This is a genomic window from Campylobacter concisus (assembly GCF_003049085.1).
In the GTDB taxonomy this organism is placed as follows: Bacteria; Campylobacterota; Campylobacteria; order Campylobacterales; family Campylobacteraceae; genus Campylobacter_A; species Campylobacter_A concisus_H.
In genome coordinates this window covers 405,566-422,257 of sequence record NZ_PIQX01000001.1, presented here as the reverse complement: position 1 = coordinate 422,257, position 16,692 = coordinate 405,566, and the positions used below count along the sequence as shown (strand labels likewise).

Genomic DNA, 16,692 nt, shown 5'->3' with positions numbered 1-16,692 from the left:
GTGAAAAAGATCGTTTTATTAGCTTTTGCTAGCCTTGCTTTTGGTGTGCAAGAGAGTGAGTTTAAAATTTATGAGCAGATACTAAATCAGCTTGACACTAAGCAGATCCCAGCCTTTGTCGTCCAAACTGCAAAGCCAAATTTACCAAGCAGGGTCGATGAGATGATCACGCTAAAAGATGTGAGTAGCAGCGGGCTAAACATACATGGCGAGTTTGTTTTAAACGAGACTAAGACAAAGAAAATAAAAGGCTACAACAAAGCTCAAATTTTAGCTTTAAAAGATGAGTTTTATAAAAATGGAAAAGATGTGCTTTGTAACTCAGGTATGGCTAGAGCTGTGCTAAATCGTGGCATCACTCTAAGTGGTAGTTACGGCTTTGAGGGTAGGCATTTTTTTGATATAAATTTGGATAAAAGCAGTTGCGAATAGTCCTTTTTTTAATGTTTTTTTACTCGCTTGCCCTGGCTCTTACGCCAGATATGGCAGCGAAAAATCACGCAACTTACTACAAAAAAAAGCTCCCATTTGTCTGTACGCCAACACTGACACTTAATGATATCTTAAATGTCGGCGATACGCTCATTTATAGATATGCTGTCAAACACGCAAGAAAGCAAGAGATCAAAAGGCTTGAGGAGAAAGAGCTTTTAAAATTTATCGAAGCTATCAAAAAGGAAAATTTACGAACTGCTTGCAAAGATAAAGAAACCTTAAATATGCTAAATATCGGTGTTACCTTGGATGAGCTTTTCTATTCAGAAAATGGTGAGCTGATTTTTGAGTACACTATAGAAGATCGTGACTGCAAGAAATTGCAGTGAAATTTGGGGCTACAATTCAGTTTTGATTATAAAATTTTGATCTTTTTGCAAAATTTAAAATTCCATTTACTCATAAGAATCGACTACTGATTTTAAGCTTCGAAAAGTTTGCCACTAAAATCAGAGCCTAAATTACTCACTCATGAAATTTAAAATTTTTGTAAATTTATAAATTTAAAGCCAAAAAAGATGGTAAAAAGAAGAAATTTAGCCCAAATTTTACTAGAACTAAATTTTCTACATGCCTCTTTTTATCTCTTGCTCAAGTTTTTCAAGCTCAGCGATCCTGTCGCTAGTGCTTGGATGCGTTCTAAAAAGTACGCCAAGCTTGTTAGTTAGCGAGCCAAATGGATTTACGATAAACATATGAGCACTTTGTTCGCTTGCATTTTGCATGATGTAAGAATTTGAGTAGCTCTCAAGCTTTCTTAAAGCACTTGCAAGCCACTCTGGATGTCCTGTTAGATAAGCTGCGCCCTTGTCTGCCTTATACTCGCGCTCCCTTGAGATCGCCATTTGTATGATTGTGGCAGCTATTGGCATGAGTATAGCAAGTGCTAGCATAACGATGGCATTACCGCCACCTCTTCTTGAACCGCTGCTTTGCCCAGCAATACCACCAATCTTAGCAAAATTTGCAAGCATCGCGATAGCACCAGCTAGTATGGCAGCGATTGAGCCAGTTAGGATGTCGTAGTGCCTTACGTGGCTTAGCTCGTGAGCTAGCACGCCTTCGATCTCGTTTTCATTTAAAATTTTTAAAAGTCCCTCGGTGACCGCGACAGCTGCGTGGCTTGGGTTACGGCCTGTGGCAAAGGCATTTGGTACTTCTTCTGGGATGATGTAAATTTTTGGCATAGGCAAATTTGCCTTTTGTGTGAGGCGAGATACGATATTATAAAGCCCATGAGCGTTACTCTCATCAACTGGGATAGCGTTATATCTTTTAAGCACTATAGTATCACTAAAAAAATATGAAAAGATATTTGTACCAGTCGCTATCAAAAAGGCGATCATCATGCCATGCTCACCTCCAATATATCCGCCAACAGCGATAAAAATCAGCATTAAAGTAACCATTAAAAAAGCAGTTTTAAAAATTTCCATTTTTGTCCTTATTCTTTTATAGTATTTGGCAAGATCGCTGCGTCTATGTTAAATTTTGCAAGCTGTGCTAGCTCGCTTTCATCTTTTATCAAAACAGCTATAAGTGCGTCAAATAGATAACTCTCAGCTATCTTTGCTAGATCTTTTGCAATGTCAATATCTGCGATAATAAATTTTGCTCCAGCCGCATTTGCGATAATGGCTTCATTTGCATTCGTCACAAAAACGCTAAAGTTTGCTCCAATTTCTAGCGCCCTTTTTATGAAATTTCTATCAAATTTAAAGAGATTTTGCCTACCGTTTAAAATTTCATCTTCGCTTTTGCAAAGAAATAGTGGCTCAAATTTGATCAGTTCATCGCCTAAAATTTTCATCTCTCACCCTTTATGCACTCTTTGCAGATGTATTTTCCGTCTCTTAGCACCATTTGATCGATGTCGCTAAAGACACCGCATTTGCTGCACTCTTCGAAGTTGCTGGTGCTTATCTTGTCGCTTTTTTTTCTATTTTTAAAAAATATAATGTAAATCGCAACCAAAATCGCTACAAAAAGCAAGTATTTCAACGTGTCTCCCCTTGATTTTTGAGATTAAAAAATATGTAGTTTCTATTTTTTTCATTATAAATTTGCGCGTTGATGCCTGAAATTTCATCCATAACGCTAGAGCCCTTGTAGATGAGAAATTTAGTGCTCTCATCATAAAATCCCTCGCAAATTTTTATGAGCTCTTTTGTCTTACTAAGCGCCCTTGAGGTGATGAGATCAGCTATAAATTTATCTGCAAGCTCGATCTTTTGGCTGTGAACTTCTAGATTTTCTAAGCCAAGCTCGATCTTAGCGTAGCTTAGAAATGATGACTTTTTGGCTATCGGCTCAAAAAGGTGCCACTTTGTTTGCGGCATCGCAAGTGCTAAAAATATCGCTGGAAAGCCAGCTCCACTGCCAACATCGATCGCTGTTTTGGCACTTAGGTCAAAAATTTCAAGCGGTTTTATGCTATCAAGCACCTGCTCGCTTATATCTTTATAATTGCTTAAGCTATGAACCTTGTTAAATTTAGCAAAAATTTGAGCGTAAGCCTTTACTTTTTCGTCAAAATCAGCTGGCAAGCAAAGCTCATTTTTCATCACAAGATGTGTCCCATTTGCTCTTTTTTTACTTTCAAGTAGCCTTCGTTAAATTTGTTTGGTTTTATGACGATAGGCACGCGTTTTACGATCTTTACAGAGCTTAGTCCGTGAAGTTTTAAAGGGTTATTTGTGAGTAAATTTACCTCTTTTATGCCGTAGTGATTCAGGATAAAATCAACCACTTCATACGTCCTCTCATCGGCCTTAAAACCTAGCTGGTGATTAGCCTCAATGGTGTCAAGGCCCTTATCTTGCAGGCTGTAGGCATTTATCTTGTTTAAAAGCCCGATATTTCTGCCCTCTTGACGCAGGTAGATGACCATGCCACCATTTTCTTCGATATATTTTAGGCTCGCTTCAAGCTGGTCGCGGCAGTCGCACTTTAGGCTTCCGATCGCATCGCCAGTTAGGCATTCGGAGTGAATTCTAAGATTTACCACTTCGCTTAAAGACTCTTTGTAGATCACAAGGTGCTCTTTTGCCCCTTCTTTGAAGGCTTGAACCTTATAAGTGCCAAATCTTGAGGGTAGATTTGCGGCGTTTGAAATTTCTATTTTCATTTTAAATTTACTCCAACTGTGCTAAACTAGCTAAAAATCACGCATTTTAACAAAGAAAAGGCAAAAATATGTTTAAACGTTTTAGAAGATTAAGAATAAATCCAGCCCTAAGAGACATGGTAAGAGAGACTAGCCTTAGCGTAAATGACTTTATCTATCCGCTCTTTGTGGTCGAGGGCAAAGGCGTTAAAAACGAGATCGCTTCGATGCCAGGCGTTTATCAAATGAGTATCGATGAAATTTTAAAAGAGTGCGAAGAGATAGTAAATTTAGGCATAAAATCGATCATTTTATTTGGCATACCAAGCCTAAAAGATAGCGTTGGCAGCGACGCACTAAGCAACGACGGCATCATCGCAACCGCGCTTAGAGCCATAAAAGATAAATTTCCAAATTTAGTAGTCGTCACCGATCTTTGCTTTTGCGAATATACAGACCATGGCCACTGCGGCATAATCGACCACGTGCATAACACGATCGATAACGACGCAACGCTTGAAATTTCAGCCAAGCAAGCTTTGATACACGCTCAAAATGGCGCCGACATGATTGCACCAAGCGGTATGATGGACGGCATCATTGCAACGCTAAGAGAGGCGCTTGATAGCAATGGCTTTGAGAATTTACCAGTGATGGCATACTCGACTAAATTTGCCTCAGCATACTACGGGCCATTTCGTGACGTCGCACAAAGCGCACCAAGCTTTGGCGATAGAAAGAGCTACCAAATGGACAGCGCAAACCGCTTGGAAGCCATAAATGAGAGCTTGCAGGATGAGGCACAAGGCGCTGATATCTTGATGGTAAAGCCAGCACTTGCTTATCTTGACATCGTTAGAGAGCTTAGAAATTTAACACTTCTACCACTTTGTGTCTATAACGTAAGCGGCGAATATGCACTGCTAAAAGCTGGCGCAAAAGCTGGTATTATCGACTACGAGCGCGTTATGATGGAGACTTTGATCGGCTTTAAAAGAGCAGGAGCAAATTTGATCATCACATATCACGCAAAAGAAGCAGCCAAAATTTTAAGGGGCTAAAATGAGGCACTTTTTGACGCTAAATGACTTTAGCAAAGATGAAATTTTAGAAATGATAAATTTAGCTCGCAAGATAAAAAAAGAGGCGAAGGCTAGAGAATTTAAGCCATACTTAAAAGATCAAAAGCTTGCTATGGTATTTGAAAAAAGTTCAACTAGAACTAGAGTGAGCTTCGATGTTGGCATGCACGAGCTTGGCGGATATGCGCTATTTTTAAGTAAAAATGATATACAAATAGGCCGCGGCGAGCCAATCCGTGACACTGCCAGGGTGATAAGCAGGATGTGCGACATGGCTATGCTAAGGGTCGATAAGCATGAAACGCTAGAAGAATTTGCTAAATTTTCAAGCGTGCCAGTGATAAATGGCTTAAGTGATAAATTTCACCCAGTGCAGCTCATGGCGGATTATCTCACGATGCTAGAATTTAGCGCAGGAGAGAAGGTCGCGTACGTAGGTGATGGCAACAACATGACTCACTCGTGGCTCATGCTAGCTAGCAAACTTGGCCTTGAGCTAAGAGTCGCTACGCCAAAAGGCTACGAGGCGGACGCTGAAATTTTAAAGATAGCTAATGAAAACGCAAAAATTTCAGGTGCGAAAATTTTTATCACAAATGATATAAAAGAAGCGGTAAATGGTGCCGATGTAGTGACTACGGACACTTGGGTATCGATGGGGCAAGAAGCCGAGAAAGAGAAGAGACTAAAAGACTTTGCTGGATATTGCGTGGATGAAAATTTGATGAGCCTAGCTAAAAAAGATGCGATATTTTTGCACTGCTTGCCAGCTTATAGAGGCTATGAGGTGAGCGAGGCAATCTTTGAAAGGCACGCGGATGAAATTTTTAGCGAGGCTGAAAACAGACTCCATGCCCAAAAAGGTGTAATGGTCTGGCTAAATGAGAGAAGAAGATGAGCAAAGAGAAAAGTATATATGATGAGATAGATGAGATCGGCAATAACCTTGGGCTGAGTAGCCCTGAAAAAACGATCTTTGAGATAGTTTCAACCAAAAATCCAAATGAGCATATTTTAAATTTAAAAAGTGGCTCTTGGGACTCAAAAGAGCCGTGGTTTGGTATTGATGAAAATCAAAATTTACACACAGTAATCTCTGTAAAATCGCTTTCGGCTTTGATCGAGGCCTTAAAAGAGTCTCAAAAAGAGAATTTTGATCTAAGGCTTGAAAAGACGATCTGGCAAAACATTCCGGTTGACTTTAGTGATGTTTGGGTGGTTGCTATGGATGAGATAAAAAAGATCGCAAGCGATAAAAAAAGTAGACAATTTAATATTGATCTTGACAAACTGGTAAAAAATATCAAAAAAGAGCACCCAAATTTATTTGTAGACATAAAAGAGGTGATTCAAATGGCAAGGAGTAGGGCAGATGATTGATTTTAGTGCTTATGTGAAGTATTCAAGGCCAGGGCCAAGATATACTAGCTATCCGACAGCACCAGAGTTTAGTGATAAATTTAGCTATGAAGCTTATATAAAAGAGCTTGAAAATCGTGATCTGAATCGACCGCTTTCGCTTTATTTACACTTGCCATTTTGCAGAAGCGCTTGTTATTTTTGTGGCTGTAATGTCATTTACACGAGCAAAGAGGACCGCAAAGAGAAATATATAAGATATATAGAAAAAGAGCTTGAAATTTTAGCTCACCACCTGGACACCAGTGCTGAGGTCTTACAAATGCACTTTGGCGGCGGCACACCAACATTTTATAATGCCGCTCAGCTTGATGAGATTATCAAACTTATCAAAGCTAAATTTAAAAATTTCTCAAAAGAGGCTGAGATAAGCTGCGAGATAGATCCGAGATTTTTGACAAATGAGCAGCTTGATGTGCTCATATCTCACGGCTTTAACCGCATAAGCTACGGCGTGCAAGATTTTGATGAAAAGGTGCAAAAAGAAATTCATAGAATTCAGCCCTATGAGATCACTCAAAATGCTGTAAAGATGGCTAGAGAGAAGGGCATAAAATCAATAAATATGGATCTGATCTACGGTCTGCCGTATCAAAGCCTAGAGAGCTTTAAAAAGACGCTTGAATTAGCGCTCACACTTGATCCAGACAGGCTTGCAGTATTTAACTACGCTCACGTGCCGTGGATAAAAAAGTCGATGCGTAAATTTGATGAAACCACATTGCCAAATCCAGAAGTGAAGCTTGAAATTTTAAAATTTACAGCTGAGTTTTTAACCAAAAATGGCTATAAAATGATAGGAATGGATCACTTTGCAAAGCCAAATGATGAGCTTTTTGGTGCTCTTGCAAATGGTACTTTGCATAGAAATTTTCAAGGTTATACGACAAAGGGCGGCGCTGATCTTATTGGTATAGGCGTGACAAGTATCGGTGAGTGCAAAAGGCACTACGCACAAAATTATAAAGATATGGACGAGTATGAAAAGGCGATCGATAGTGGAAAGTTGCCATATGCAAAGGGAATTTATCTAAGTGATGAAGATTTGCTTAGAAAGAGTGTGATTATGAACTTAATGAGTAATTTTGGGCTTGATATCAAAGCCATCGAGAATGAATTCCATATAAATTTTTTTGAACACTTTAAGGATGAGCTTGAGGAGCTTAAAAATTTAAGTGAATTTGTCAATGTTACAGCAGATAAAATTAGCGTAAATGAAACTGGAACATTGATAATACGAAATATTGCAATGTGTTTTGATGAATATCTAAAGAAAATTCCCGAGAATTTAAGGCGTTTTTCTAAAACTATATAAAAATTATTTTTTTGTCATAAGATATTTAAAATGCATTTAATATTTCTTGATGTATAATTCGTATCAAAATTTAAGTATAGACTTAATAATAAAAATAAGGTAAAAGGATCTTAGTTATGAAAAAGATGTTAGCAATTAGTGCTTTGGCAGCAACTGTGCTGTCAGCTCAAGATGTCCCTTATAGGATTTTTCTAGCTTCATTTGCACAAGATGATAATCAGGCTAGAATCGACAGTACTATTAATAAAGTTAATAGTAAAATTTCTGACAGTAGGCTGACCACAGGTATCTATGAGGTTGGTGGACGAAAATTTTTATATGTTGACACAACTCCGGTCTCTGAAGATGAAGCTAATAGTCTATTAGTTAAAGTTCAAAACGAATCAGGATATAAAGATGCTCTAATGAGAGCAAAAGCACCTGTAGCTGATACTCAAATAACAAAAAAATCTAATATAGAACAAGCTATATCAACTGAAGTAAAACCAGTAGCACAAGTTGATGATGGAGTTTTGACTTTAGATCAAGTTATAAAGACTATTTTAAATGAAAACCCAAGTTTAAAAGCTACAGAATTTAACTATCTACAAGTTGGTAAAGATCTAAAAATAGCAAAGAATGCCTATTATCCAACACTTGACGCTGCTGCTAGAGTGGGATATGAGAAAAAACGCCTTGATGATGGAGTTTCTACAAGAAGAGGAGATGGAAGAATTTCTGGCACATCTCTAACATTAGTTGAAAATTTATACAATGGTGGTGCTGATAAAAATAGAATAAATTCTCAAAGCGCAAGACTTGATTCAGCTGCTTATTCAGTAGCACAAGCTGCAGATAGACTTACATTAAATGCTACAAATGCTTACTTGCAAGTTCTTCAAACTAAGAGAATTTTAGACATTGAAGAAGAAAACGTAAAGAGTCATGAGGAAATTTATAGTCAAATTAAAGATAGAGCAAGATCAGGTTATGGCGTAGCTTCTGAAGAGAGACAAGCTGGATCGCGCTATACCCTAGCTCAATCAAACTATACAGCCGCTAAAAATAACTATGAAGATGCACTTTCTACATTTGAGAAATTATATGGAAAAAAAGTTGCAGCTAAAAATTTAGTAATGCCTGAGTTTAGCCTTCCTTTGCCTAGCACAAAAGAAGCTGTTTATAACAAAGCAATTCTTTGCAATCCGTCACTTTTGGTTCAAAAATCAAATATTGCTATGGCAGAGTCAGTTGTAAAAGAGAAAAATGCGCCTTTCTTACCAAAATTAGATCTTGTTGTATCTGGTGCGTATGATCATTCAAATGTTTTATATGACAATTATGAAGAACAAACATTTGACGCACTTTTAAGACTAAACTACAACCTTTACAATAAAGGTAATGATAAACTAGATAAAGAAAAAAGCCAACTTGCCGTTCAACAAGAGCAACAAACTTTAGATAATCTTGTAAGAGAGCTTAAAGAATCTTTGGAATTTTCATGGCAAAATTATGTTCTTAATCAAGAAAAAATGGGATATCTAAATCAACACGTTGAATATGCTAAAGCTACACTTGATGCTTATCAGGATGAATTTAGAATCGGTCGTCGTGATCTTATAAACTTGCTTGATGCCGAAAATGAATACAACTCTGCATTAAAAGAGATCGCTACAACTGAGACAGCACTATCTTATGCAAGATACAGACTGTTAGATAATATGGGAATGATCTCAGATAGCTTTGAACCAGGTTTTGCAAAGAGATACATTCAAGGTGCTTGCAGCATTCAAAACGATTTAAGATAAAAATGTAAAAGTAATGACCATGAGGGTCAAGACAAATTTTTGGGCGCTTATTGTAAGCGTCCTTTTTTTATTATTAGCAAGTGCTATTGGAGATTTTATAAAATCAACAACTATAGCAAAGGTAGCTAAAATTTATGGAGAAGATGCAAGAAGAAGGGCCTCTGCTCTAAATTCTTTAATGACTTCATTGCAAGATGCAACTGAACAAGAGAAATTAATAAAAGTAAATGACTTTTTTAACTCTTTTAGATGGGTTGATGATATGCAACTTTGGCACAAAAAGGATTATTGGGCTACTAGAATGGAATTTATAGGAAAAGGTGCTGGTGACTGCGAAGACTATGTTATTGCAAAATATTTTACACTAAAGCAGCTAGGAATTCCAACTCAAAAATTATACTTCACATATGTTAAAGCCTTAAGATACAATCAAGCTCATATGGTTTTAGCATACTACGATACACCAAAATCTATTCCATTAATTTTAGATAACATAAATGGTAAAATAAAAATCGCAACTCAAAGAACAGACCTTGTTCCAGTTTATAGTTTTAATGGTGATTCGCTATACTTGGCAAAACAAGAAGGTCTTGGTCAAGCAATACCAGGTGGAAATAAAAAACAAAATCCTAAGTGGATGGAACTAATAGATAGGATAGGAAAAGAGGATTTATGACGCTATTTAAACAAATTATGATCGCCGTGATAACTTTTGGTATCATGATTTTTATGGCTGTTGGCTACTTAAATTTTAAGAGCCTAAATGGATATATTAATGACCAGCTTGGTGAAAACGCAAGACATACAGCAAATTCGCTTGGACTTGCTTTAAAGCCTATTATCGATCCAGACGATATGTCCTTGGCTCAAACAATGATAAATTCTATGTTTGACAGTGGTAGATACAAGCTTATCAAGCTTGAAGATGTTGATGGCAAGGTTCTTATTGAAAATTCTCAACAAACTGTTGTTAAAGATATTCCCGAGTGGTTTTACAAAATAGCCAAGTTTGAAGCGCCAATAGCAGATAGCGAGATTATGACTGGTTGGGCAAAATTTGGCACGCTTTATGTTCAAGGCAGCACTGCACTTGCCTACAATGAGCTTTATACTAACTCAAAAAATATTTTTAATTTTCTTCTTCTAATGGTAATTGTCACTCTTGTGGTGGCATATTTTGCTCTAAAAGCTATTTTTAGGCCGCTTATGAAGGTTCAAGATCAGGCTGAGGCCATACTTGATAATAAATTTATTATTCAGAAAAGAATTCCATTTACAGCCGATCTTAAAAAAATGGTTCTAGCTATGAACTCTATGGTTAGCAAGGTAAAAGACATTTTTGAGAGAGAAGCAGCCACACTTAGTAAGTATCAAGAACTTTTATATAAAGATACAATGAGCGGTGCTAATAACAGAAGATTTTTTCAAACTAAATTTAGTGAGTATCTAGCAAGTGAAGAATATTCAAGTGGTGTTACTCTACTTGTTAGTTTTAAAGATCTAATAAATTTAAAAAGTACGCTTGGTTTTGAAAAATGGCAAAGCGTTATAATGAAAATAGCTCAAATTTTACAAGAGAAATCAATCCATAATGATAAAAATGCGATTGTTGCAAGACTTAACGATAATGATTTTATTGTACTTTCGTATGGTAGAAATTCGTCAAATTTTTTGGCTCTATGTGATGAAATTATGAACGAGTTTAAAAAGCTTTATGCAAATTTTGCACTAAATGATAGCGAGTATCCAGTAAATGCTGCGATAGTTGAGTATTCACCAAATACTGATATCAAGACACTTCTTACTTCAGCTGATGTTACATTGGCTAGCTCAAGACTTGCTGGTAGCTTTACATATAAGGTATTTAATGAAAATCAAAATACTTTAGTGATTGGTAAAGAGAAGTACAAAGAGCTTATTTTTGACTCAATAAAAGAGGATGAATTTAAATTTGCAGCTCAAAAAGTGATTGATCTTAATTCAAATTTTGAGCAGTATGAGCTTTATTTGAGGCTTGTTGATAAAGATGGTGTATGGCGTATGGCCTCATATTTTATGCCGATGGTCAATGAGCTAAATTTAGGTGCAATGCTTGATCTTCATATCTTAAATAGAGTAGCTAGAATTTTACCGGAGAATATCTTACCAAGCGGTAATTTAGCCATAAATTTGGGCAAAGAGATATTAAACTCAGATGAAAATTTTTCAAAACTTGAAGCTACACTTAAAAAGATAAGTCAAATTTCAAAATATAAAAACTATATAGAAATTCCAAATAAAGACGATATTAGCATAGAAAGTATAGTTAAGCTTACTAAAAAATTAAAAGAGCTTGGCTTTGGATTTGGTTTTGACCACTTCGAGCTTAACGCAAAAGGTATTGAGAAACTAAAAGAATTTAACCCTGATTATGTAAAAATTCAGTCAAATGTCTTGATTGACTTCTTAAGTGATAAGTCAGGAGTAAATACAAAACAATCACTTGATATTGTTTTAAGCTCAAAAGACATTATTTTGATCGCAATCGGTGTTGAAGGCGAAGAGCAGAAGAAAAAACTAATTGATCTTGGCATTAAAAATATGCAAGGAATTTATATAGATGAAATCAAGAACATTGGATGATAGATGCATAGTGATAAGATAAAAGATGAGCTGCTTCAATGTTTGGTTATTTTTACCAAGCTCCATAATAATCCATATAGTGCTGATGCTTTAACTATTGGCTTGCCAGTAAAAGATGGCGATGAAATTGAGCTTTTTTCACTTAAAAGCTCAAGGTCTTTATTTTCTCGTGCTGCTTCTCGTGCTGGTTTTGCTTCTACCCTTGTAAGAAAAGATCTTGAACAAATCTCTCCTTTAGTTTTACCTTGCATTTTAATGCTTAGAGGCAAAAAAGCTTGCATCTTGCAATCTTTTAGTAAAGATAAAAAGACAGCAAATATCATAACACCAGAACTTTCAACTGGTACTAGCACGATAGAAATAAGTAAATTAAAAGAAGAATATTTAGGCTATGCATACTATCTAAAGCGCGAGTTTGTTCCAGAGGATACTAGCTCAACAAAGCTAATTGATGCGGGCAATGACCACTGGTTTTGGGGAACTCTAAAACGTTCAAAAAAGATTTATTTTGATGTTGTTCTTGCAAGTTTTATTATAAATTTATTTGTTCTTGCTAGTCCGCTTTTTACGATGAACGTATATGACCGTGTCGTGCCAAATAATGCAGTTGAGACACTTTGGGTCTTGGCGCTTGGCGTAAGTGTAGTTTATGGCATAGATCTTTTTTTAAAATTTGTAAGATCATATTTTCTTGAGATTGCTGGCAAAAAGAGTGACATCATAATGAGTTCTATTTTATTTGAGCGCGTTATGGATATGAAATTTAGCAATAAACCAAAATCTGTTGGCTCATTCGCCAGTAATCTAAAAGAGTTTGATACGGTTAGAAATTTCTTCTCATCAGCCTCATTGGCAGCCATTGTCGATCTTCCATTTGCAATCATTTTCTTGATAGTTACTTATTTTATAGGAAGCTATATCGTACTCGTGCCAATTGTTATCATGATAGCTATTTTATGCTATACATTTTTTATAAAAGATCCACTTCAAAATGCCATTAAGAGTACATTTGAGGCTTCGGCTATAAAAAATGGAATTTTAATAGAGAGCCTTAGTAGTCTTGAGACCATCAAAACTCTTGGCGCTAGCGGACATATACAGTGGAACTGGGAAGAGGCAACCGGTGAGATAGCAAATAGAAGCATTAAATCAAAAATTATCACAACTTCGATAACGACTGTTACATCTTTTTTAGTGCAATTAAATACTATTGCCATCATCGTTCTTGGTGTTTATATGATACAAGATACGCATCTTACAATGGGTGGTCTTATCGCTGCAGTTATGCTTAGCTCTCGTGCTATCGCTCCTATGGGACAGGTAGCTTCACTAGCTGCAAATTTTGAGCAGACAAAAACAGCCTATCAAAGTCTTAGTAAGATTATGCAAATGCCTGTTGAAAGGCCAGAGGGTAAAAAATTTGTTAGAAGAAATTCTTTTGATGGAAAGATTGAGTTTAAAAATGTAAGCTTTACATATCCAGATACCACAAAAGGTTCGCTTGATAGGATAAATTTTGTCATTCAGCCAGGTGAAAAAGTTGGCATTATAGGCAAAAATGGCTCTGGAAAAACTACTTTACAAAAGCTCATTTTGGGACTTTACTCACCAACTGAAGGCTCAGTGCTAATCGATGGTATTGATATTAATCAAATCGATCCAGCCGATCTTAGGCGAAACATCGGCTACGTTCCGCAAGATGTTGTGCTTTTTAAAGGAACGGTTAGAGAAAATATTGTTCAAAAAGCACCATATGTTGATGATATTCAGATTATAAAAGCAGCTAAAGTAAGCGGAGTTGATGAATATGTAAATGCTCATCCGCTTGGATTTGATATGCCAGTTTTTGAAAGAGGTGACGGCATAAGTGGCGGACAGCGCCAAAGCATAGCTGTGGCTAGGGCATTTTTGCTAGATAGTCCTATTATTTTGCTTGATGAGCCAACAAATTCTCTTGATAATACAGTTGAAAATAAGTTAAAAATAAATTTAAAGACAAATACAGCAAATAAAACGATGCTACTTGTTACACATAGGACGTCGATGCTAGATCTTGTTGATAGACTTATAGTTATGGACAATGGCAAAATTTTATTGGACGGACCAAGAGATGAAGTTTTAGCAAGACTTAGTGGGAAGTGATCATGCAAGAAGATATCAAGAATAAACAAAATGAAAATCCAAAAAATGAAAAAAGATTAATTTCTGAGAATAACATAAAAGAACAAGAGGAAGCTAGTAATAAAATTTTAAATAGCGTAGATGATATAAAGTCTAATCTTCAAACAAAAAATTATGATGCTTATGATTTGAAATTTATGTCAAGTCTTTCTGAGGCTGTTTTGGCTAAAGCCCCATCTACATCCAAAAAGATACTCTATACGGTTGCTATAACTATGTTTTGGCTTCTTGTTTGGGCCTCTTGGGCACAAATAGATGAGATCACAAGAGGTAGTGGTAAGATCATCCCGTCTGGAAAAAACCAAGCGATACAAAATCTCGAAGGCGGTATAGTCGATCAAATTTTTGTAAAAGAGGGTGACGAAGTTAAGAAAGATCAAATTCTAATAAGGCTAGATAATAAAAATTTTACGAGTAGTTATGGTGAGTCAAAACTAAGACTTGATGAACTTCAAGCAAAATTTATGAGACTTGATGCTGAGGCAAATGATAAGGAATTCGACTACGACGAAGCTAGAGATGCGAACAATAGTAAAGCCATAAGATACGAGCTAAGTCTGCATAATTCAAATATTGATCACTTAAATGAGCAAATAGGAATTCTAACAGAGCAGATCCATCAACGCCAAAGTGAGCTAAATGAGCTTAGAAATAAAATTTCTCAAACTCAAAATAGCTACAACCTTGTTTTAAAAGAAAAAGCTATCATGGAGCCTATCTTTAAAAAAGGTCTTGTTAGCGAGGTCGAGTATATCCAGCTTCAAAGACGCGTAAATGACCTAAAAGGCGAGCTTGACGCATCTGTGCTTGCCGTGCCAAGGGTCGAATCGACCATAAAAGAGGCAAAAAATAAGATAGAAGAGGCAAAGCTGGCATTTAAAAATAATGCAAAAAAAGAGCTAAATGAAGTTTCAGCAGAGATCGCAAGGATAAATGAATCACAGATCAGCCTAAGTGATAGAGTAGAAAGAACATATGTAAGATCTCCAGTAAATGGTATCGTTAGTAAAATGATGGTTCATACCGTATCAGGAGTTATCAAGCCTGGTGAAAATATTGCCGAGATCGTTCCTCTTGAGGATAAACTGGTTGCCGAAGTAAAAGTAAAACCAGCCGATGTTGCGTTTTTGAGGCCTGGGCTTGATACGATGGTTAAATTTACAGCTTATGATTTTAGTATTTACGGTGGTTTAAAAGGCAAAGTAACGCAGATTAGTGCCGATACAGAGACTAATGAAAAAACTGGCGAGAGCTATTATTTGGTCAGGATAGAAACTGAGAAAAATTATCTTGGTAGCGAAGAAAAGCCACTTAGGATAAAAGTTGGTATGATAGTCTCAGCTGATATCATTACCGGCAAAAAGACAATACTTGATTATTTATTAAAGCCTATTTTAAAGGCAAAACAAAATGCCTTAACGGAGAGGTAATGGGCAAGATCGCTTTTTATGATAAGAAATTTGGTGAATACGATATTGAAAAATTTCAAAATTTACAAAATTTCTATCTCATAAAAGATGATTATTGCTGCGATATAGTTAATGATGAAATTGAACGATTTAAATTTAGTGATTGTGAAATGGATTTTTTACGATTAGTAGATGTTGCTAGTAGACATAAAAAACTATTTGAAAATATAAAAATTCAAGATGATATAGTAAGAAGCATTAAAATTTTAATAAAAGGCTATGATCAGAGTTTGGATAAATTTGACTTTGATCCTGGAATTTTAAATTTAAATACTCCTTATAAATATGCTATATCACAAGATTTTTTTGAAATGACTATTTTTTTAGAAGAAAAATCCTCAGTGGTTACTAAATTTTTCTCATCAATAGATTACAAGATACGCAAAAACGGCGAAAGTCGTCACGTAGAATTTTTTATAAATAATAAAAAAATTTATGAAAGAATCATATAAATAATCCAAGGAAAGGTAATGCAAGTTATTTTATTTACACAAAATAGTGCATTAAACAATATTTGGAGAAGCTATTTTACTGGCAATAGCGATGTGAAATTTATACACAATAGAAAAGAGTTTTTTTCTAATATAAATGATGATGTTGATATTATAGGCATTGATATTGATATTTTTAAAGATAATATTGATGATGTTATAAAAAATATAATTGAAAATTCCCCAAATATAAAAATACTCATACTCTCAAATAGGCCAACGATAAACGAAGGCAAGCACCTGCTTACGCTTGGAATCAAGGGCTATGCAAATTCTCACATGAGAAAGACACACTTTGAAGATGCTTTTGAAACCATTTTTAATGGAAATATATGGCTTTACCAAGAATTTGTTCAGGCAATGATTAGTGAGCTAACCGGCTCATATATTAATAGCGAAAGTGAAAAGGTAGACAAAAAGACCGACCTCTCTGAGCTTAGTTCAAGGGAAAGAGAAATTGCAGATTTAATCTATCAGGGTCTAACAAATAATGAAATTTCAGAAAAAACAGGTATTACACTAAGGACGGTCAAGGCACATACAAGCTCGATTTATAGTAAGCTAAATGTAAAGGATAGAATAGGGCTTGTGCTTTTAATGAAGCAGCTTGACGCATAAAATCTTGATTTATTTTTGTGAGAAATTTAAGACCCTTCTTCAAAAACTATAAATTTTTATACATCCGACCATAACAAATACATACACAACTTTTACTAGCTGAAGAA

General features: G+C 35.8%; 18 protein-coding genes. 13 read left to right on the top strand and 5 right to left on the bottom strand.

The genetic code is table 11. The annotated features are described in order from the left end of the window. Together CVT13_RS02175 and CVT13_RS02170 are read left to right on the top strand one after the other, a co-directional pair. The gene (locus CVT13_RS02175) at positions 1–432 is read left to right on the top strand and encodes a peptide deformylase (RefSeq protein WP_107811442.1); all 432 of its coding nucleotides are present in this window, start codon (positions 1–3) and stop codon (positions 430–432) included. Continuing rightward, complete coding sequence (locus CVT13_RS02170; protein ID WP_107811441.1) at positions 423–824, top strand: flagellar protein FlaH; 402 nt, start codon at positions 423–425, stop codon at positions 822–824. The genes CVT13_RS02175 and CVT13_RS02170 overlap by 10 nt, the downstream gene beginning before the upstream one ends. 237 nt (positions 825–1,061) lie before the next feature. Here CVT13_RS02170 and htpX read toward each other — a convergent pair whose 3' ends face one another. Genes htpX through ribA form a run of 5 tightly spaced genes read right to left on the bottom strand, consistent with a single transcriptional unit; the run spans position 1,062 to position 3,622 of the window. Further along, positions 1,062–1,931, bottom strand: coding sequence for a zinc metalloprotease HtpX (gene htpX / locus CVT13_RS02165; protein ID WP_107811440.1), 870 nt, complete (start codon positions 1,929–1,931; stop codon positions 1,062–1,064). A gap of 8 nt (positions 1,932–1,939) precedes the next feature. Further along, complete coding sequence (locus CVT13_RS02160; RefSeq protein ID WP_107811439.1) at positions 1,940–2,305, bottom strand: hypothetical protein; 366 nt, start codon at positions 2,303–2,305, stop codon at positions 1,940–1,942. Further along, the gene (locus CVT13_RS02155) at positions 2,302–2,496 is read right to left on the bottom strand and encodes a hypothetical protein (protein WP_009294554.1); all 195 of its coding nucleotides are present in this window, start codon (positions 2,494–2,496) and stop codon (positions 2,302–2,304) included. The genes CVT13_RS02160 and CVT13_RS02155 overlap by 4 nt, the downstream gene beginning before the upstream one ends. Beyond that, positions 2,493–3,059, bottom strand: a complete 567-nt coding sequence (rsmG, locus tag CVT13_RS02150) for a 16S rRNA (guanine(527)-N(7))-methyltransferase RsmG (protein ID WP_107811438.1) — start codon at positions 3,057–3,059, stop codon at positions 2,493–2,495. The genes CVT13_RS02155 and rsmG overlap by 4 nt, the downstream gene beginning before the upstream one ends. Then, positions 3,059–3,622, bottom strand: coding sequence for a GTP cyclohydrolase II (ribA, locus tag CVT13_RS02145; RefSeq protein ID WP_107811437.1), 564 nt, complete (start codon positions 3,620–3,622; stop codon positions 3,059–3,061). The genes rsmG and ribA overlap by 1 nt, the downstream gene beginning before the upstream one ends. A 68-nt stretch (positions 3,623–3,690) precedes the next feature. Here ribA and hemB point away from each other — a divergent pair, with 68 nt between their 5' ends. The 11 genes from hemB to CVT13_RS02090 all read left to right on the top strand — a co-directional run bounded on the left by hemB (position 3,691) and on the right by CVT13_RS02090 (position 16,585). Continuing rightward, positions 3,691–4,662, top strand: a complete 972-nt coding sequence (hemB, locus tag CVT13_RS02140) for a porphobilinogen synthase (protein WP_107776036.1) — start codon at positions 3,691–3,693, stop codon at positions 4,660–4,662. A 1-nt stretch (position 4,663) separates the two neighbouring features. Next, the gene (gene argF / locus CVT13_RS02135) at positions 4,664–5,581 is read left to right on the top strand and encodes an ornithine carbamoyltransferase (RefSeq protein ID WP_107811436.1); all 918 of its coding nucleotides are present in this window, start codon (positions 4,664–4,666) and stop codon (positions 5,579–5,581) included. Beyond that, entirely contained in the window at positions 5,578–6,063 is a 486-nt protein-coding gene (locus CVT13_RS02130; RefSeq protein ID WP_054196394.1) for a DUF2603 domain-containing protein, read from the top strand. The genes argF and CVT13_RS02130 overlap by 4 nt, the downstream gene beginning before the upstream one ends. Beyond that, on the top strand, positions 6,056–7,417 hold the full coding sequence (hemN, locus tag CVT13_RS02125) for an oxygen-independent coproporphyrinogen III oxidase (protein ID WP_107811435.1): 1,362 nt from the start codon (positions 6,056–6,058) through the stop codon (positions 7,415–7,417). The genes CVT13_RS02130 and hemN overlap by 8 nt, the downstream gene beginning before the upstream one ends. Positions 7,418–7,533: 116 nt before the next feature. Then, entirely contained in the window at positions 7,534–9,204 is a 1,671-nt protein-coding gene (locus CVT13_RS02120) for a TolC family protein (RefSeq protein ID WP_107811434.1), read from the top strand. A gap of 19 nt (positions 9,205–9,223) precedes the next feature. Further along, positions 9,224–9,880: a transglutaminase-like cysteine peptidase gene (locus CVT13_RS02115; RefSeq protein ID WP_107811433.1), complete on the top strand. Its 657-nt coding sequence runs from the start codon at positions 9,224–9,226 to the stop codon at positions 9,878–9,880. Continuing rightward, complete coding sequence (locus tag CVT13_RS02110; protein ID WP_107811432.1) at positions 9,877–11,826, top strand: LapD/MoxY N-terminal periplasmic domain-containing protein; 1,950 nt, start codon at positions 9,877–9,879, stop codon at positions 11,824–11,826. The genes CVT13_RS02115 and CVT13_RS02110 overlap by 4 nt, the downstream gene beginning before the upstream one ends. 3 nt (positions 11,827–11,829) lie before the next feature. Next, entirely contained in the window at positions 11,830–13,968 is a 2,139-nt protein-coding gene (locus tag CVT13_RS02105; protein WP_084040698.1) for a type I secretion system permease/ATPase, read from the top strand. A 2-nt stretch (positions 13,969–13,970) separates the two neighbouring features. Continuing rightward, entirely contained in the window at positions 13,971–15,437 is a 1,467-nt protein-coding gene (locus CVT13_RS02100; protein ID WP_107811431.1) for an HlyD family type I secretion periplasmic adaptor subunit, read from the top strand. After that, positions 15,437–15,928, top strand: coding sequence for a DUF5416 family protein (locus tag CVT13_RS02095; protein WP_107811430.1), 492 nt, complete (start codon positions 15,437–15,439; stop codon positions 15,926–15,928). Before CVT13_RS02100 ends, CVT13_RS02095 begins: the two co-directional genes overlap by 1 nt. An 18-nt stretch (positions 15,929–15,946) precedes the next feature. After that, positions 15,947–16,585, top strand: coding sequence for a response regulator transcription factor (locus tag CVT13_RS02090; protein WP_107811429.1), 639 nt, complete (start codon positions 15,947–15,949; stop codon positions 16,583–16,585). Positions 16,586–16,692 lie beyond the last annotated feature (107 nt).